Source organism: Streptomyces sp. NBC_01537 (assembly GCF_045040445.1).
In the GTDB taxonomy this organism is placed as follows: domain Bacteria; phylum Actinomycetota; class Actinomycetes; order Streptomycetales; family Streptomycetaceae; genus Actinacidiphila.
Window position 1 is genome coordinate 896,290 of sequence record NZ_CP109392.1, and the last position, 16,624, is coordinate 912,913.

16 protein-coding genes and 2 pseudogenes are annotated in these 16,624 nt (G+C 71.6%); 10 read left to right on the plus strand and 8 right to left on the minus strand.

The features are described 5' to 3' along the window. Positions 1-172 precede the first annotated feature (172 nt). Positions 173-1,180: a glycerophosphodiester phosphodiesterase family protein gene (locus OG607_RS04420; protein ID WP_405719005.1), complete on the plus strand. Its 1,008-nt coding sequence runs from the start codon at positions 173-175 to the stop codon at positions 1,178-1,180. On the opposite strand, the gene OG607_RS04425 is transcribed toward OG607_RS04420, so the two are convergent. Both OG607_RS04425 and OG607_RS04430 read right to left on the minus strand, forming a co-directional pair. Then, positions 1,168-2,034 (minus strand): ABC transporter permease, encoded by an 867-nt coding sequence (locus OG607_RS04425; RefSeq protein ID WP_405719007.1) that lies wholly within the window; start codon positions 2,032-2,034, stop codon positions 1,168-1,170. The genes OG607_RS04420 and OG607_RS04425 overlap by 13 nt on opposite strands. Continuing rightward, positions 2,031-3,014 carry an ATP-binding cassette domain-containing protein gene (locus OG607_RS04430; protein WP_405719009.1) on the minus strand — a complete coding sequence of 328 codons (984 nt, stop codon included), beginning with the start codon at positions 3,012-3,014 and terminating at the stop codon, positions 2,031-2,033. Before OG607_RS04430 ends, OG607_RS04425 begins: the two co-directional genes overlap by 4 nt. Before the next feature lie 297 nt (positions 3,015-3,311). Between OG607_RS04430 and OG607_RS04435 the strand changes: the two genes are divergently transcribed. Then, entirely contained in the window at positions 3,312-4,550 is a 1,239-nt protein-coding gene (locus tag OG607_RS04435; RefSeq protein WP_405719012.1) for a phosphodiester glycosidase family protein, read from the plus strand. Positions 4,551-4,584: 34 nt separating this feature from the next. On the opposite strand, the gene OG607_RS04440 is transcribed toward OG607_RS04435, so the two are convergent. The 3 genes from OG607_RS04440 to OG607_RS04450 all read right to left on the minus strand — a co-directional run bounded on the left by OG607_RS04440 (position 4,585) and on the right by OG607_RS04450 (position 7,147). Beyond that, the gene (locus OG607_RS04440) at positions 4,585-5,169 is read right to left on the minus strand and encodes a hypothetical protein (protein WP_405719014.1); all 585 of its coding nucleotides are present in this window, start codon (positions 5,167-5,169) and stop codon (positions 4,585-4,587) included. Beyond that, the gene (htpX, locus tag OG607_RS04445; RefSeq protein WP_405719017.1) at positions 5,169-6,077 is read right to left on the minus strand and encodes a zinc metalloprotease HtpX; all 909 of its coding nucleotides are present in this window, start codon (positions 6,075-6,077) and stop codon (positions 5,169-5,171) included. Before htpX ends, OG607_RS04440 begins: the two co-directional genes overlap by 1 nt. Positions 6,078-6,193: 116 nt before the next feature. Beyond that, positions 6,194-7,147 (minus strand): zinc-binding alcohol dehydrogenase family protein, encoded by a 954-nt coding sequence (locus OG607_RS04450; RefSeq protein WP_405719020.1) that lies wholly within the window; start codon positions 7,145-7,147, stop codon positions 6,194-6,196. 129 nt (positions 7,148-7,276) lie between these two features. On the opposite strand from OG607_RS04450, the gene OG607_RS04455 reads away from it, so the two are divergent. From OG607_RS04455 to OG607_RS04465, 3 genes are all read left to right on the plus strand, one after another. Further along, positions 7,277-7,552 carry an isoamylase early set domain-containing protein gene (locus tag OG607_RS04455; protein WP_405719023.1) on the plus strand — a complete coding sequence of 92 codons (276 nt, stop codon included), beginning with the start codon at positions 7,277-7,279 and terminating at the stop codon, positions 7,550-7,552. 135 nt (positions 7,553-7,687) lie between these two features. Further along, entirely contained in the window at positions 7,688-8,596 is a 909-nt protein-coding gene (locus tag OG607_RS04460) for a YbhN family protein (protein ID WP_405719026.1), read from the plus strand. 1 nt (position 8,597) lies between these two features. Beyond that, positions 8,598-9,725: a hypothetical protein gene (locus OG607_RS04465; protein ID WP_405719028.1), complete on the plus strand. Its 1,128-nt coding sequence runs from the start codon at positions 8,598-8,600 to the stop codon at positions 9,723-9,725. Here OG607_RS04465 and OG607_RS04470 read toward each other — a convergent pair. The 3 genes and pseudogenes from OG607_RS04470 to OG607_RS04480 form a co-directional block, all read right to left on the minus strand. Next, a pseudogene (locus OG607_RS04470) lies at positions 9,661-9,813 on the minus strand (citrate/2-methylcitrate synthase); the annotation flags it as partial. The gene OG607_RS04465 and the pseudogene OG607_RS04470 sit on opposite strands and share 65 nt — an antisense overlap. A 57-nt stretch (positions 9,814-9,870) precedes the next feature. Beyond that, a pseudogene (locus tag OG607_RS04475) lies at positions 9,871-10,020 on the minus strand (citrate/2-methylcitrate synthase); the annotation flags it as partial. 57 nt (positions 10,021-10,077) lie between these two features. Continuing rightward, positions 10,078-11,220 (minus strand): citrate synthase, encoded by a 1,143-nt coding sequence (locus tag OG607_RS04480; RefSeq protein WP_405719030.1) that lies wholly within the window; start codon positions 11,218-11,220, stop codon positions 10,078-10,080. 210 nt (positions 11,221-11,430) lie between these two features. On the opposite strand from OG607_RS04480, the gene OG607_RS04485 reads away from it, so the two are divergent. The 5 genes from OG607_RS04485 to OG607_RS04505 all read left to right on the plus strand — a co-directional run bounded on the left by OG607_RS04485 (position 11,431) and on the right by OG607_RS04505 (position 16,620). Further along, positions 11,431-12,633: an IS110 family transposase gene (locus tag OG607_RS04485; protein WP_405719032.1), complete on the plus strand. Its 1,203-nt coding sequence runs from the start codon at positions 11,431-11,433 to the stop codon at positions 12,631-12,633. Positions 12,634-12,735: 102 nt separating this feature from the next. Beyond that, positions 12,736-14,019 (plus strand): citrate/2-methylcitrate synthase, encoded by a 1,284-nt coding sequence (locus OG607_RS04490; RefSeq protein ID WP_405719035.1) that lies wholly within the window; start codon positions 12,736-12,738, stop codon positions 14,017-14,019. 67 nt (positions 14,020-14,086) lie between these two features. Continuing rightward, the gene (locus tag OG607_RS04495) at positions 14,087-14,587 is read left to right on the plus strand and encodes a MarR family winged helix-turn-helix transcriptional regulator (RefSeq protein WP_405719037.1); all 501 of its coding nucleotides are present in this window, start codon (positions 14,087-14,089) and stop codon (positions 14,585-14,587) included. A gap of 88 nt (positions 14,588-14,675) precedes the next feature. Further along, entirely contained in the window at positions 14,676-16,229 is a 1,554-nt protein-coding gene (locus tag OG607_RS04500) for a DHA2 family efflux MFS transporter permease subunit (protein WP_405719039.1), read from the plus strand. Then, positions 16,156-16,620 (plus strand): universal stress protein, encoded by a 465-nt coding sequence (locus tag OG607_RS04505; protein WP_405736548.1) that lies wholly within the window; start codon positions 16,156-16,158, stop codon positions 16,618-16,620. The genes OG607_RS04500 and OG607_RS04505 overlap by 74 nt, the downstream gene beginning before the upstream one ends. Positions 16,621-16,624 lie beyond the last annotated feature (4 nt).

The following is a 16,624-nucleotide window of genomic DNA, read 5'->3' on the forward strand; positions in this document are numbered from 1 at the left end:
GCCCGCCGCTCACCCCGGCACCATCCCCGCGCAGCCCAGCCGCCCGATGCTGTTGCCCGGGTCCGACGCCCGGACCCTCGTGACGGGACCGATCGGGAAGGGTTGCCCCCAGATGATCCGCTTACGAACCGTTCTGACCGCAACGGCTGTCGCCTGCACTACGCTCGGACTCATGGCCACAGCTCCCGCTGAAGCCTCCGACCAGCCCGCGAAGCACAGGGCATTCGACCTGCAGGCCCATCGTGGCGGACTCGGCCTGCGTCCCGAGAGCACTCTCGCCTCCTTCGCCAACGGCCTGGAGACCGGGGTCAGCACGCTGGAACTCGATGTGCAGATCACCAAGGACGGCCAGGCCGTCGTCACCCACGACCGCAAGGTCGACGGCCGCAAGTGCCTCGACACCGGCCCCGCCTTCGTCGGCGATCCGCAGTATCCCTACGTCGGCAAGTACGTGAACACCCTGACTTTCGCCCAGGTCCGCACCCTGGACTGCGGGACCCTCACCCTCACGGACTTCCCCGAGCAGGTGCCCGCCCCCGGCGCCCGGATGCCGCTGCTCAGCGAGGTGTTCGGCCTCGTGAAGCGGTACCGGGCGCACGACGTCAAGCTCAATGTGGAAACCAAGGTCGAGGCCGGGGCGCCCAGCGAGACCGCGCCGCGCGAGCAGTTCGTCCAGGTGACCGCCCGCGAGATACGCCGCGCGCACATGATCCGTCAGGTCACGGTCCAGAGCTTCGACTGGGGTTCGCTGATCCGCATGCACGAGGTCGAGCCCAGGCTGCCGCTGGTCGCCCTCGACAACCACGACTTCCTGCAGACCGGCCTGCCCGGGGCCTCCCCGTGGCTCGGCGGCATCGACATCGACGACTTCGGCGGAGACCCGCTCAAGGCCGTCAAGTCCTTCGGTGCGAGCGCCTATTCGCCCGTCCACGGCTTCCCGCAGAACGGCAAGGTCACCGACCCCGGCTACGTTCCGTATGTCACCCGGCAGATGGTCGACGAGGCGCACGGGCTCGGCCTGAAGGTGATCCCGTGGACCGTCGACGACGCCCCGACCGTCAACAAGCTGATCGATGACGGGGTCGACGGTCTCATCACGGACTATCCCGACCGGCTGCGCGCGATCCTCGCCGAGCGCGGCTTCGCACTGCCCCGGCGCTATCGGCTTCATTCCGCCTGACGGAACTCCAGGCTCGCCACGCCCAGCATGAGCAGCCCCACCGCCGCCACGATCATCAGCTCCAGCCAGACCGCCACGTGGTAGCTCCCCCAGCTGACGCCCGGCGCGTAGGCGGCCCGCGCCGCGGCGGTGATGTCGAGGTGATCGAAAACCGTACGGCGGATGGGATCGACGGCGTACGTCAGCGGGTTGAGCCGGGTCACCCAGGTCAGCCACGCGGGCAGGCCGGAGAGCGGGAACATCGCGCCGGAGGTGAAGAACAGCGGCATCAGCAGCATCTGGGTCAGCCCCATGAAGCCCTGGAAGGTGGCGATCCTGGCCGCCATCATCACGCCGAAGGCCGTGAGGGTGAAGGCGAGCAGCGCCATCATGCCGAGCAGCTTCAGCATCAGCAGCGGGTCGTACGGCACCCCGACCGGCCCGGCCAGTGCGAGCACGACCACGCCCTGCGCGGTGGCCGTCGTCGCCCCGCCGAGGCACTTGCCGATGACGATGGCGGTCCGGCTGACCGGGGCCACCAGCATCTCCCGCAGAAAGCCGAACTCCCGGTCCCAGACGATGGATCCGGCCGAGAACACGGCCGTGAACAGCACCGACATGGCCAGGGCGCCCGGGTAGACGAAGGTCTTGAAGTCCACCCCGGGCACACCCCTGGTGAGCGAGCCCAGCCCGGTGCCGAGGACGAAGACGAACAGCAGCGGCTGGATCAGCGCGGTGACGATCCGGAGCCGGTCGCTCCAGAAGCGCAGCAGCTCGCGGTGCCAGACGATCCGCACCGCCCTGATCCCGCTGCTGAAGCCGCCGCGCGGAACGGCGACCGCGACGACATCGGCGACGACCGCCTCCATGGTCATCGCCTCCCCCTGGCCATCATGGCCCGCATGAAGGCGTCACCGCCGCCGGCGGACTCCGCGTCCCGGATGGTCTTGCCGGTGTAGGCCATGAAGACGTCGTCCAGGGAGGGACGGGAGACGCTGACCGATCTGATCGGAACATTCAGCCCGTCGAACAGTTTGGGGACGAACTGTTCCCCCGAGGCCACATGGAAGGTCAGCTGGCCCTCGCTGACTCGCCCCTCGATCCCGAAGCGCTCCCGCAGCGCCGTCGCCGCGGCGGCGTCGTCGGCCGTCGTCACCCGCACCCGGTCCTCGCCCACGCTGGCCTTGAGCGCCTCGGGAGTGTCGATCGCCACGATCGTCCCGTGGTCGATGATCGCGATGCGGTCGCAGTACTCGGCTTCGTCCATGTAGTGAGTGGTCATGAAGATCGTGATGTCCTCGGTGCGCTTCAGCTCGTCGATGTACTCCCAGATCGAGCTGCGGGTCTGCGGGTCCAGGCCCACCGTCGGCTCGTCCAGGAACAGCACGCGCGGCGAGTGCAGCAGGCCGCGGGCGATCTCCAGCCGGCGCTTCATCCCGCCGGAGAAGGTCATCACCTTGCCCTTGCGGCGGTCGGCGAGGTTCACCATCTCCAGCACCCGGTCCATCCGCGGGCCCAGGACGGCGCGCGGGACCCCGTACAGCTCGGCGTGGAAGCGCAGATTCTGCTCGGCGCTGAGATAGCCGTCGAGGGTGGTGTCCTGGAAGACCAGGCCGATGTTGCGGCGTACGGTCCCCCGGTCGCGTACGACATCGTGGCCGGCCACCGTCGCGGAGCCGCCGGTCGGGGTGACCAGCGTGCACAGCATGCCGATCGTCGTGGACTTGCCCGCGCCGTTCGGACCGAGAAAACCGAAGGTCTCCCCCGCCGCCACCTCGAAGTCGATCCCCCGGACCGCCTCGACCTCCGCGTAGGTCTTGCGCAGGCCGCTCACCGCCACCGCCGCTTCCGCCATATGGCGAGCGTACGTCGCGGGACCCCTCCAGGGATGGGACAACCCGGTTGTTTACGTGCACTTTGCCGCGTACCGCCGCCGGCGCGGCTCAGCCGCGCCACCGGGATGTCCCGGACGTACTCCTCCGGTGGGACGCCACCCAAGCGCTCGCGCTGGGCTTCACCGTGTTCTCGTCGTAATCAGTCATCTGTTCACCGTGCGACCGCGGGGCTGGAAACGGCGTGGCGCCAGGCCTGTCGCACGACCGCCGCCGATGATTGATGCTCCGTCAACTCATCGTCGAATCTGGGGGAACATGTGACCCGGCACCACCGCGGCGCGGCGCGCACGGCACTGACGGTACTGCTCGCGTGGGGCGCCCTGGTCGGGGGTGCGGGCACGGGAACCGCCGAGGCGGCGGCGCTGCGCTACGACAGCCGGGCGGCGGCGCTCGCGCCGGGGGTGCAGTACCGGGAGTTCACCTTCGCCGCGTCGCACGGACAGGCGCACGGCCATCTGCTGACGGTCGACCTGCGCAGCAGCCATGTCTCCGTGGACCTGCTCACGCCGGGCGCGGTCGCGGCCCGCCTGCCGGTCTCCCGGCTGGCCGACGCGCGGGGCGCGCAGGGCGCGGTCAACGGGGACTTCTTCGACATGACCGAGACCCAGCACCCCGGCGTGGCGGCGACCGGCGCCGCCGTAGGCCCGGCGATCGCCTCCGGGGAGCAGCTGAAGGCCGCCGTGCCGAACGGCCAGCGCTTCGGTCCCTCGCTGCCGCCCGGCACCACCACCGAGGACGTGCTGGGCGTCGGGACCGACCGGACCGCGCGGCTCGACCGGCTCACCCTCAGCGGCACCGTGGCGTCCGATCTGGGCACGCTGCGGCTGCGCGGGTTCAACCAGTACGCCATCCCGGTCGGCGGCGTCGGCGCCTACACCCCCGCCTGGGGCACGGCCTCACGGGTGCGGGCGATCTGCGGCACCGACACCGATCGGGCGGCGGCGTGCAGCGGCGACACGTACGAGGTGACGGTGCGGGCGGGGAAGGTGTCCCGGGTGGCCACCACCCCCGGCCGGGGCGCGATCCCGGCCGGGGCGGTCGTCCTGGTCGGCCGCGAGGCGGGCGCGGACGACCTGCGCCAGCTGGAGGTCGGCGACCGGGTCTCGGTCAGCACGTCCCTGGTCGCCACCGGGAGCCGGACGCCCTACCGTTTCGCGATCGGCGGCTTTCCCATCCTGCGCGACGGCAGCCCGCTCGCCGGCCTCAACGACACCACGGCGGCCACCCGCACGTCGGCGGGCTTCGGCGACGCGGGCCGGACGCTGTATCTGCTGGCTCTGGACGGCAACACCGAGACCGGCGCCGGGCTGACGGTCCGCGAACTCGCCTCCCTCATGAGCGACATCGGTGCGACCGGCGCCGTCGACCTCGACGGCGGCGGCTCCTCGACCCTGGTGTCGCGCAGGGCGGGCGCCGCGCATGTCACCGTACGCAACCATCCGTCGGGCGGCGCGGAGCGGCCCGTGCCGAACGCGATCGGGGTGTTCTCGTCCTGACCCCCGCACGCCCGCTCCGGGGCGCGCCCGGCCCTCACAGCCCGGGCGCGCCCCAGACCGGGAACCAGCGGGACAGGTCCTCCTCGACCCGCAGGTCGTTGCCGATCATCGCCTTGATCTGCAGCTCCAGCGCGTTGTCCCGCTTCTCGCCCTCCCCCGGCCGGGGCGCGAACGGGTAGAAGGCGCCGCGCTTGTAGAGGTAGACCAGGGCGAGCGGGCGGCCGTCCGCGTCCCGGAAACCGGCGAGCGAGCACAGCAACTGCGGCCCGAAGCCCTGGCTCTCCAGCCCGGAGTTCACCGCGTGCAGGTCGGTGACCAGGGAGGTCAGGTCGTCGGGGGCATGGCGCAGGAGCAGCCAGGTGTAGCCGTACGCGTCCCGGCTGGACTCCACCGGCGCGCCGCCCTCGGCCGTGTCCATGTCGAGCAGGGCCCGTACGTCCTGCTGGACCTCCGCGAAGGCGCCGCCCTCGACGGCGGCGAAGCACACCGAGCCGAGCCCGGTGGGCCTGAATCCGGCGGCGGCCTCAAGGGTGACCGCGGCCGAGGGCAGCCCGAAGAGCTGGTCGAGGTCGGGCTTGACGGGCTTGCTGCGGCCGAGGATCACATCGAGCAGGCCCATCAGCGGCGGCCCAGTTCGACGCTGATCCGCCCGAGCTGTTCGAGGCGCTGTTCCAGCGTGGGGTGGGTGGACAGCAGCTTGGACAGGGACTCGCCGGAGGAGAAGGCCGGGGCGAAGTAGAAGGCGTTGAAGGGCTCGGCCTTGCGCAGGTCCCTGGTGGGGATCTTGGCCATCTGGCCGGTGACCTTGGTGAGCGCCGAGGCCAGGGAGGAGGGGCGGCCGGTGAGCAGCGCGGCGGAGCGGTCGGCGGACAGCTCGCGGTAGCGGGACAGCATCCGGGTGAGCAGGAAGCTGATCGCGTAGACGACCGCGCTGACCAGCGGGATGAGGATCGCGACGAGTTGCGCGTTCTGGTCGCGGCCGCCGCGTCCGAAGCCGCCCCACAGGCCGATCCGGGTGATCAGCCCGGCCAGGACACCGAGGAAGGAGGCAATGGTCATCACGGCGACGTCCTTGTGCGCCACGTGCGACAGCTCGTGGGCCAGGACGCCCTCCAGCTCGTCCGGCTCCAGGCGGCGCAGCAGCCCGGTGGTGGCGCAGACCACGGCCGCCTTCTGGCTGCGGCCGGTGGCGAAGGCGTTGGGCACGTCGCTGTCGGCGATGGCGACCTTGGGCTTGGGCATGTCGGCGAGTGCGCAGATCCGGTCGACGACGCCGTGCAGCTCGGGCGCCTCCTCCGGGGTGACCTCGCGGGCGCCCATGCTGAAGGCGGCGATGCGGTCGCTGAACCAGAACTGGGCGATGAACAGGCCGCCGGCGATGAGCAGGATGAGCGGCCAGGCCCCGCGGAGCAGGGCGAGCAGGCCGCCGACGAAGACCACGTAGAGCAGCCCGATCATGAACATCGTGACCGTCATACGGGTCGTGAGTCCCCGGTCTGGGGCGAATCGGGTCCTGTCCGTGGCCATGGCCCCTCCCGGTTTCCTGCGGGCGCCTGGGTGCTGCTCGGTGCGGCTCGCCGTGCACCCCTGTCGCTGTCGATTGTGCCTCCGCGACAGGGCAGGCGACGAGCCGCCTGCGACGATCAGCGTGACACGTCGAGGATCAACTTGCCGTAAGTGCGGCGGGCCCGCAGATCCTCGTGCGCCCGGGCCACCTCCGAGAGCGGATAGACGCCGCCGACCTGCGGCTTCAGCCCCCCGTCCGCCGTCATGGCGAGCAGCTCGGCCATCGGCTCGCGGTACATGCCCGGACGGCCGATGGTGTGCATCAGCCAGAAGCCGATCACGGCGCGGGAGCGGCCCATGAGTTGCGCGGCCTGCACGGGGGTGGGCGGGACGCGGGAGGCGAGGCCGTAGGTGACCAGGCGTCCGAAGGGCGCCAGGGCGGCGAGGGAGGCGTCGAAGACCGGTCCGCCGGTCATCTCCAGGACGATGTCGACCTTCTTGCCGCCGTTCGCCTCGACCAGACGCTCCTTCAGGCCCTCGCCGTCCGCCTCGACCGCGATGTCGGCGCCCAGTTCCAGGGCGAGGTCGCGCTTGTCCTTGGAGGAGGCGGTGGCGATCACCCGGCCCGCCCCGAAGGCCTTGGCGAGCTGCACGGCGAGCGAACCGGTGCCGCCGGCCGCCGCGTGCACGACCACGGACTCGCCCTGCGCGATCCGGGCGGAGGTGCGCAGCAGGTGCCAGGCGGTCAGTCCCTGGACGACCAGGGCGAGCGCCTGGCCGTCGGTGACGCCGTCGGGGACCTCGTGGGCCATGTACTCCTGTACGGCGGCCCGCTCGGCGTAGCCGCCGTTGTCGGTGAGGGCGACGACCCGGCGCCCGTCGGGCGTGCGGCCGACGACCTCGCCGCCCGGGACGAGCGGAAGGGCCGCCTTGGACAGGTAGGAGTTCTCCACCATGTGGGTGTCGGCGTAGTTGATGCCCGCCGACGTGACCTCCACCAGTACCTGCCCCGGCCCTGCCACCGGCTCGGGCAGCTCCGCCTGCCGCAGCACTTCCGGCCCGCCGAACTCGGTGATCTGGATCGCGCGCACCGCGACTCCCTCCATCGTTTGCGTGTACGGGGACACGCTAGCGTCAACACCGACCAGTCGGTATGTGACATCCGCCGCCGGACCGGAAGAATGTGACTCTGCATCTCCTATCGAGCACAGGGAGTGACCATGCTCAGGCGCACCAAGCTCTTCGGCAGGAAGACCCGCGTCACCTTCGCCCTCCCCGCCGGCCAGCCGCCCGGCACCGTCAGCGTCGTCGGCGACTTCAACGACTGGCAGCCCGGCCGCCACGCCCTCGTACCGCGCCGCGACGGCACCCGTACGGTCTCGGTCATCCTGCCGTCCGGCGTCCACCGCTTCCGCTACCTGGCCACCGGCGACGTCTGGTTCGACGACGCCAGTGCCGACGGCATAGACGGCGAGGGCAGCCTGCTGGAACTGTGACGCTTAACCCAACTGCCGGTCTCCGGTTGAGCGTCCGTGCGGCCCGCCACGTATGGTCGGGCGTAGTTCTTTGGACGGGGACCCGAAGGGTGAAAACGAATGTGGCGTCGGCTCCCTGTCCGTCAGATATGCGGTGTGGTCCCTCTGCTGATGGTCGTCGCGCTGGTCTGCTGGCGCTGGCCGATGGTGGACTCCGGCACCGACCAGCTGGGCTCGGCGGACCGGGAATGGCTGCTCATGGCGGCCGGCGCGGCAGTGCTGACCTGGGTCTGCGCGGCGGCCGCACAGCAGGGCGCGGTGATCGAGCAGCTGCCGCGCCGGCGGTTGCTGCTCGCGCAGTTCGCGGCGTCGGCGGCGAACCACATCCTGCCGGCGGGCGTCGGCGGCAACGCGGTCAATCTGCGCTTCCTGGTCCGCTGCGGCCTCTCGCCCAGGCGGTCGGCCGCCGCGCTCGCGGTCCGGGCCCTCGCGGGCGCGGTGGTGCGGGTCACGCTGCTGCTGGCCCTGCTGGTGGCCTTCCCGCACGCGCTGCACATGCACCGCGTCGTGCCGGCCGGGACCGCGCGGCCCGACGACTCGCTGGTCATAGCGGGCGCCGTGCTGCTGTGCGCGGTCGTGGCGGGACTCGCCGGGGTCCGGCGGCTGCGTACGGCGCTGCGCACCTTCCTGGGCGCCGTGGTGACCGATGTGCGCGAGGTGCACGGCTGCTCGGCACGCGCAGCGACGCTCTGGGCGGGCTCGCTGGCCTTCCCGGTGATGCACGCGATGGTGCTGGTCGCGGTCGTACAAGCGCTGCACGCCCCTGTGCCGCCTGCGCATGTGGCGGTCGCGTATCTGGCGGGCAGCGCGGCCGCCGCGCTGCTCCCGACCCCCGGCGGGCTGGGCTCGCTCGACGTCGCCCTGGGGCTCGCGCTGGTCACGGCGGGGGCGACGGCGGTCGCGGCCACCTCCGCGGTGCTGGCGTACCGCATCGTCACCGTATGGCTGCCGCTGCTGCCCGGTGTGCTGGTGCTGGCCGCGCTGGTGCGCCGCCGGGTGCTGTGACATGCGCGTGCTGCTCGGCGTGCTCGGCGCCCTGATCGTCGCCGGCACCTTCTCGTCCGTCCTGCGCACGCTGGTCATCCCCCGGCCGACCACCTCCGGCTTCACCCGGGTCGTCCAGTCGGTGGTCCGGCGGGTCTTCCAGACCGCGGCCGACCTGTGCCCGACGGCCGAGGGCAAGGACCGAGTGCTCGGCCCGGTCGCGCCGCTGTCCATCCTGGCGACGCTGGTGTGCTGGCTGCTGGCCTTCCTGATCGGCTACGCACTGCTCCAGGGCGCCGTCAGCGACCTGCGGCCGGTGGACGCCGCCCGCGAGGCCGGCTCCTCGCTGTTCACCCTCGGCTTCGCCAGCAGCCACCACGTCGACCTGACCGTCATCGACTTCTGCGCCGCCGCCACCGGGCCCATCATCATCGGCCTGCAGGTCGGCTACCTCCCCACCATCTACGGTGCGTACGCGCGCCGCGAGACCGAGGTCACCCTCCTCCAGGCACGGACCGGCAGCCCGCCCTGGGGTCCGGAGATCCTCGCCCGCTACGCCCAGGTCGGCCTGCTCGACCGGCTCACCGAGCTCTTCCACAACTGGGAGCGCTGGAGCGCCGAGGTCAGCGAGAGCCACACCTCCTACCCGATCCTCATCCACTTCCGCTCCCCCCGCGCCGACCGCAACTGGCTCGTCGCCCTCCTCGCCGTCCTCGACGCCGGCGCCCTGCGGCTCGCCCTCAATCCCGGCCGCCCCCAGGCCGAGATCCGTATGGCGCTGCGCGCCGGCTTCGTCTGCCTGCGCGACCTGGCCGACATCCGCCGCGTCGCCTACGACCGCGACCCCTCCCCCGACAGCCCCGTCCGGATCACCTACGAGGAGTTCCTCCAGGGCGTCGCCCGCATGGCCGAGCAGGGCTACCCCATGGAGCGCACCCCCGAGGAGGCCTGGCCCGACTTCCGCGGCTGGCGTGTCAACTACGAGGCCCTCGCCCACCGCCTCGCCTACGACATCGACGCCGTCCCCGCCGCCTGGTCCGGCTCCCGCCGCACCGCCGAGCCCGTCCTCGTCCCCTCCACCCCCGTCAACCGGCGGCCGGCACCTGCTGCGGGGCGGCCGGGCCCACATAACGGGCCGACGGGCGAATGATCTTGCTGTCCTCCGCCTGCTCCAGCACATTCGCACTCCACCCCACCACCCGCGCACAAGCGAACGTCGGCGTACTGCGATCCCCCGGGGAGCGACCCCCCGTACCCCCACGACACCCCGCCCGGCCCACCCGACCCCCAACCACTCACACCACCGGCACCGGCTGCGGCGCAGGCGGGCCCACATAACGGGCCGACGGGCGAATGATCTTGCTGTCCTCCGCCTGCTCCAGCACATTCGCGCTCCACCCCACCACCCGCGCACAAGCGAACGTCGGCGTACTGCGATCCCCCGGGGAGCGACCCCCCGTACCCCCACGACACCCCGCCCGGCCCACCCGACCCCCAACCACTCACACCACCGGCACCGGCTGCGGCGCAGGCGGGCCCACATAACGGGCCGACGGGCGAATGATCTTGCTGTCCTCCGCCTGCTCCAGCACATTCGCGCTCCACCCCACCACCCGCGCACAAGCGAACGTCGGAGTGAACATCTCCCGGGGCAGGCCGCAGAGTTCCATCACCACGCCCGCGTAGAACTCGACGTTGATGTGCAGCTCACGGCCCGGCTTGAGCTCGGCGAGGATCGCCTCGACGCGCTCCTCGACCTGGACGGCGAAGTCGACGAGGGGGCCGCCGAAGTCGCGGGCGATCGCCTTGAGCATGCGGGAGCGGGGGTCCTCGGTGGTGTAGACGGGGTGGCCGAAGCCCATGATGCGGTCGCCGGCGAGGACACTGTCGCGGATCCAGGAGTCGATGCGGTCAGGGGTGCCGATGGCGTCGAGGGTGTCGAGGGCGCGGCTGGGGGCGCCGCCGTGGAGGGGGCCGGAGAGGGCGCCGACGGCGCCGACGAGGCAGGCGGCGAGGTCGGCGCCGGTCGAGGTGATGACGCGGGCGGTGAAGGTGGAGGCGTTGAAGCCGTGGTCGACGGTGGAGATGAGGTAGCGCTCCACAGCCCGGGCGCGTACGGGGTCGGGCTCCTCGCCGGTGAGCATGTAGAGGTAGTTGGCGGCGTACGGCAGGTCGTCGCGCGGCTCGACCGGCGACAGGCCCTGGCCGAGCCGGTGCAGGGCGGTGAGCAGCGTCGGTACGGCGGCGCAGGCGGCGAGCGCGTCCTCGCGGCGGCGGGCGGGGTCGATGTCGTAGAGCGGGCGGAATCCGGCGGACGCGCCGAGCAGGGACAGCGCGGTGCGCAGGCCTGCGAGGGGGCCGCTGAGCGCGCAGGAGCGGGCGATGGCGGGGAGCGCGTCGCGCACGTCGTCGGACAGGTGGCGCAGCGCGGTGGTGCGGGCGGTGAACTCCGCGCGCGCGGCGGCGTCAGGAAGGGTGCCGTCGAACATCAGGTGCCAGACGTCCTCGAAGGTGCGGGTCTGCGCCAGCTCGACGGCCGAGTACTGCCGGTAGTGGTAAAAGCCCTCGCCGCCCCGGACGTCGCCGATTTCCGTCTCGGTGACGACGACGCCCTTGAGACCGCGCGGTACATCGGTGATCGACATGCTGGTTTCCCTAAGAATGTTGGCGGTCCAGGAGGACCGGGTGTGGCTGATGCTGGGTTGCCGTTGATGGCTCAAGGAGAATGGCCGCCCGGTCCTCCGGGACGCTCCGACCACTGATTGAGAACTGCGGTCATCGCTGGTTAGGGACCTGTCGGCGGAGTGTTCTGCGGGCCGTGAAAGTTCTGGTCACGGTGGAACGGAGGGACGGGCTTGAGCACGTTTCACGCACGGATATGGGTCGGCATCGATGCGGGCAAGGGGCATCACTGGGCGGTGGCGGTGGATGCCGACGGGGAGACGCTGTTCTCGACAAAGGTGATCAACGATGAAGCGCAGATCCTGACGCTCATCGAAACGGCCAAGGAGAAGGCCGACGAGGTGCGGTGGGCGGTGGACATCTCCGGCCGCGCGTCCACGCTGCTGCTGGCTCTGCTGATCGCCCATGACCAGCAGGTCGTCTACGTGCCCGGCCGGACGGTCAACCGCATGTCCGGGGCCTACCGGGGCGAGGGGAAGACGGATGCCAAGGACGCGAGGGTCATCGCTGATCAGGCCCGCATGCGCCGGGACTTCGCTCCGCTGGACACTCCGCCCGAGCTGGTCTCCACCCTCCAGTTGCTGACGAAGTACCGCGCCGACCTGATCACCGACCGGGTCCGGCTGATCAACAGGCTGCGTGACCTGCTGGTGGGCATCTGCCCCGCCCTGGAGCGGGCCTTCGACTACTCCGCGGCCAAAGGCCCCGTCGTCATGCTCACCGAGTACCAGACCCCGGCCGCTCTGCGGCGCATCGGCGTCAAGCGGCTGACGACCTGGCTGGAGCGGCGCAAGGTCCGCGGCGCCGACGTCGTCGCCGCCAACGCCGTGGAGGCTGCCCAGTCCCAGATGACCGCGCTGCCCGGCGAGAAACGTGCCGCCAAGCTGGTCTGCGACCTCGCCCACCAGCTCCTGGCGCTGGACGAGCGGATCAAGGACAACGACCGGGAGATCCGCGAGACCTTCCGCACCGACGACCGTGCCGAGATCATCGAGTCCATGCCCGGCATGGGCCCCATCCTGGGCGCCGAGTTCGTCGCCATCGTCGGCGACCTGGGCGGCTACAAGGACGCTGGCCGCCTCGCCTCCCACGCCGGCCTGGCCCCGGTCGCCCGGGACTCCGGCCGCCGCACCGGCAACTACCACCGGCCCAAGCGTTACCACCGGCGCCTGCGACACATCTTCTACATGTCGGCGCAGACCGCGATGATGCGACCCGGGCCCTCCCGGGACTACTACCTCAAAAAGCGATCCGAGGGCCTTCTGCACACCCAGGCCCTGCTCTCGCTCGCCCGCCGCCGGGTCGACGTGCTCTGGGCGATGCTGCGTGACAAGAGGCTGTTCACCTCCGCCCCGCCGGTCACGCAGACGGCTTGACACGATCATTGAGATTCTCCTCGATTGACGTTGATCCGACTGTCGATGATTGACTGGATCTATGTCAATATTGATTGAATCAACATGTGATGGGATGAGGTCATGACGGAACCAGCGGGACTGAGCACGCGCGAGGCGGCCGAGCGGCTCGGCGTCAAGCCGGAGACGGTCTACGCGTATGTCAGCCGCGGGCTGCTGACCAGCCGCCGCGCGGCCGGCGGCCGGGGCAGCACCTTCGACGCGCAGGAGGTCGACGCGCTGGCCCGCCGCCACCGGCGCCCCGCCTCCGACGCCACGCCCACCACCACCGGCACCCCCGGCGCCCCCGGCGTGGGCGCCATCCGCACCGGCATCACCTTCATCGACAAGGGCCGGTACTACTTCCGCGGCGTCGACGCGACCGCGCTCGCCCAGCGCTACGGCTACGAGGAAGCCGCCGAGTGGTTGTGGACCGGCGTGCTGCGCCCCGGTACGCGCTTCACGGCGCCGCGGGAGACCCTCTCGGCCGCCCGGCGGGCGGTCGGCGCCCTGCCCGCGCACAGCGGACCGGTGGACCGGCTGCGCGTGGCGGCCATCGCGGCCGCGGCCGCCGACCCGCTGCGCTTCGACCTGTCACCGGAGGCGGTGCTCGGCTCGGCGCGGGCCCTGATCCCCACGCTGGTCGACGCGCTGCCGCCCGCCGGGGGCACGGAGGCGGGGGACCCGGACGCGGAGGAAGGAGCGCTGGCCCGGCGCCTGTGGTCGCGGCTGACCGACCGGTCGCCCGACGATGCGTCACTGCGCGCGCTGGACACCGCTCTCGTGCTGCTCATCGACCACGACCTGGCCGCCTCCACCCTCGCCGTCCGGGTCGCCGCGTCCGCTCGCGCCCACCCCTACGCCGTGGTCTCGGCGGGCCTCGGCACCCTCGAAGGCCCTCTCCACGGGGCCGCCAGCGGGCTCGCCCACCGCTTCCTCACCGACGTCCTCCAGCGCGGCAGCGCGGCCCCGGTCGTCGCCGACCAGTTGCGCACCGGCCGCCGCGTGCCGGGCCTGGGCCACCGTCTCTACCCGGGCGAGGACCCGCGCGCCCAGGCACTCTTCCGGCTTCTCGACGGCATCCCCGCCGCCGCGCCCGCCCTCGGCGCCGCCCGCGACGTCGTGGAGACCACCGCGCGGCACGTCCCGCTGCACGCCAACGTCGACCTCGCCCTCGCCGTGCTCTCCGTCTCGGCCGGGATGCCCGCCGAGGCCGGCGAAACGGTCTTCGCCGTCGCCCGCACCGCCGGATGGATCGCGCACGCGCTGGAAGAGTACGAGGAGCACCCCCTGCGGATGCGCCCCGTCGGGCACTACGACGGGCCGAAGCCCCCGCAGCCGCTGCCTTTGCCTCTGCCTCCGCCATGACCGGGCGCGACAATCGTTCCGCTCGCGAATAGTCCCGTAGTGAACCTTTTTTTGTTACGGTCGCCCCATGACCACCGCACAGGCGCAGGCACAGACACCGACCGCCCCGGACCTCACGGGACTGCTGCAGCACGCCGCCCACGTACTGACCACGCAGACGACGGCGGCACTTGGCAGCGAGCTGGACATCTCGTCGCGGGGATTCTGCGTACTCGCCCACGCAATGCCGGGCGGGCTCACCCAGGCACAGGTGGCGGAGCAGTCCCGACTGGACAAGACCACGATGGTGGTGACCGTCGACGAGCTGGAGAAGGCCGGTCTGGCGGAGCGCGTACCGTCGCCGACCGACCGCCGGGCGCGGATCATCCGGGTCACCGCGGCCGGCCGCAAGGCCGTCGAGGCGGGCCAGGAGATCGTCGACCACGTCCACAACGACGTGCTCGGCGCACTGCCGGAGGACGAGCGGAAGGTCTTCACCTCCGCGCTCACCCGGCTGGTCGGCGGGCACCTCGCGGAGCCGGTGGAGTGCGAGCGGCCGGTGCGGCGGCCGCGGCAGGCCCGAAAGTGACTCCCGGACTCGATCGGAAACAGATAGTCCCGAACAAAACTATCTGCTAGCGTCCTTCCTGGCACTTCAGCGACCAGGAGGCGACCCGATGTCCCAGCACGTCCCCGAAACCCCGTCCGGCAGTTCACGCTGGCCGGCTCTGCTCGTGCTCTGCGCGGGCACCCTCATGGTGATCCTGGACGGGACCATCGTGAATGTGGCCCTGCCGTCCATCCAGAGCGATCTCGGCTTCTCCCAGGCGAGCCTGACCTGGGTCGTCAACGCCTACCTGATCGCCTTCGGCGGGCTGCTCCTGCTGGCCGGGCGGCTCGGCGACCTCATCGGGCGCAAGCGCGTCTTCGTCGCCGGGCTCGCGCTCTTCACGGCGGCGTCGCTGCTGTGCGGGGTGTCGGCGAATCCCGGCACGCTCATCGCCGCCCGCTTCCTGCAGGGGGTCGGCGGCGCGATGGCGTCGGCGGTGACGCTCGGCATGATCGTCGCGATCTTCACGGAACCGCGCGAGCGGTCCAGGGCGATCGCCGTCTACAGCTTCGTCGGCTCCGCCGGCGCGTCGATCGGGGTCATCGCCGGCGGGGTGCTGACCCAGGCCATCAGCTGGCACTGGATCTTCTTCGTCAACCTCCCGATCGGCGTCGCCGCGGCCGTCCTCGCGGGTCGGGTGCTCAGCCCCGACCACGGCGCCGGGCCTCGTCAGGGTGCCGACGTGATCGGCGCGGTCCTGGTCACTGCCGCCCTCATGCTCGGCGTCTACACCATCGTCAAGGCCGCCGACCGGGGCTGGGGTTCGGCCCACACCCTCGGCCTCGGCGCGGTCTCGGCCGCCCTGCTGGCTGCGTTCGTCCTGCGCCAGGCCCGGGCCGCGCACCCGTTGCTCCCGTTGCGGATATTCCGCTCACGGAACGTCTCGGGGGCGAATCTCGTCCAGTTCGTCATGGTGGCCCCCATGTTCGGCTTCCAGTTCCTGGTCGCGCTGTATCTGCAGCGGGTGCTGGGCTACGACGCCATCGGCACCGGAATCGCCTTCCTGCCGATCACCACCTCGATCGGACTCACCTCGCTCTTCCTCGCCGCCCGGCTCATCGCGCGCTTCGGTCCGCGGACCGTGCTCGCTGCCGGCCTGCTCCTGCTCGCCGCCGGCTTCGTGCTCCTCACCCAGCTGCCGGCGCACGGCAGTTACGGCGCCCACGTACTGCCCGCCCTGGTGCTGCTCGGCGCCGGGGCCGGCCTGGCCCTGCCCACCATCACCACCCTGGCCATGTCGGACGCGACCCCCGGCGACTCCGGGCTCGTCTCCGGCCTGGCCAACACCACCCAGCAGGTCGGCGGCGCACTCGGCCTCGCCGTCCTCAGCACCCTGGCCGCCTCCCGCACCGACCGGCTGCTGGGCACCGGCGAGAACACCGCGGCCGCGCTCACCGGCGGCTACCACCTGGCCTTCGCCACCGGCACCGCGCTGATGCTGCTGGCGGCCGCCCTCACCGCGACCGCGCTGCGCCCCAGGCGAGCGGTCACGCCTGAGGCACCGGGGGTGCCGCAGGGCCCTGGCCAGGCGATAACCTCAGTACGTGGTGGACAAGGACAGAACGCCCGCGCAGTTCGAACGCGGTACGGACGGCCCCAAGGTGATCGTGACGGGGGTTGACGGTTCGGACTCGTCCTGGCGGGCGGTGTCCTACGCCGCCGGCCTGGCCAGGCGTCAGAACGCACTGCTCGCCATCGTCTACATACAGCCGCTGATCACCGCCGGAGCGGCCTTCGGCGCACCGGTCGCCGAGACCACCGGCGAGATCGCCGAGCAGCTCGTCGACGAGATCCGCCGCGCCGTCAAGCAGGTCGAGGGCATCTTCCAGCTCCGGTGGGAGTTCCACACCTTTCCCGGTGACCCCTTCGGCGGGCTGGCCAAGGCGGCCGACGAGCTCAAGGCCGACGCCGTGGTCGTCGGCGCCTCCGAGCAGGCCGGGCACCGCATCGTCGGCTCGGTGGCCGTCCGCCTGGTCAAGGCGGGGCGCTGGCCGGTCACGGTGGTCCCGTAGAACC

Coding starts and splice junctions, on each gene's coding strand:
- OG607_RS04430 (WP_405719009.1), bottom strand. CDS start 3,014: ATGGCGGAAGCGGCGGTGGCGGTGAGCGGCCTGCGCAAGACCTACGCG.
- OG607_RS04440 (WP_405719014.1), bottom strand. CDS start 5,169: ATGGGCCTGCTCGATGTGATCCTCGGCCGCAGCAAGCCCGTCAAGCCC.
- OG607_RS04425 (WP_405719007.1), bottom strand. CDS start 2,034: ATGACCATGGAGGCGGTCGTCGCCGATGTCGTCGCGGTCGCCGTTCCG.
- OG607_RS04465 (WP_405719028.1), top strand. CDS start 8,598: ATGCGCGTGCTGCTCGGCGTGCTCGGCGCCCTGATCGTCGCCGGCACC.
- htpX (WP_405719017.1), bottom strand. CDS start 6,077: ATGGCCACGGACAGGACCCGATTCGCCCCAGACCGGGGACTCACGACC.
- OG607_RS04490 (WP_405719035.1), top strand. CDS start 12,736: ATGACGGAACCAGCGGGACTGAGCACGCGCGAGGCGGCCGAGCGGCTC.
- OG607_RS04500 (WP_405719039.1), top strand. CDS start 14,676: ATGTCCCAGCACGTCCCCGAAACCCCGTCCGGCAGTTCACGCTGGCCG.
- OG607_RS04455 (WP_405719023.1), top strand. CDS start 7,277: ATGCTCAGGCGCACCAAGCTCTTCGGCAGGAAGACCCGCGTCACCTTC.
- OG607_RS04420 (WP_405719005.1), top strand. CDS start 173: ATGGCCACAGCTCCCGCTGAAGCCTCCGACCAGCCCGCGAAGCACAGG.
- OG607_RS04495 (WP_405719037.1), top strand. CDS start 14,087: ATGACCACCGCACAGGCGCAGGCACAGACACCGACCGCCCCGGACCTC.
- OG607_RS04480 (WP_405719030.1), bottom strand. CDS start 11,220: ATGTCGATCACCGATGTACCGCGCGGTCTCAAGGGCGTCGTCGTCACC.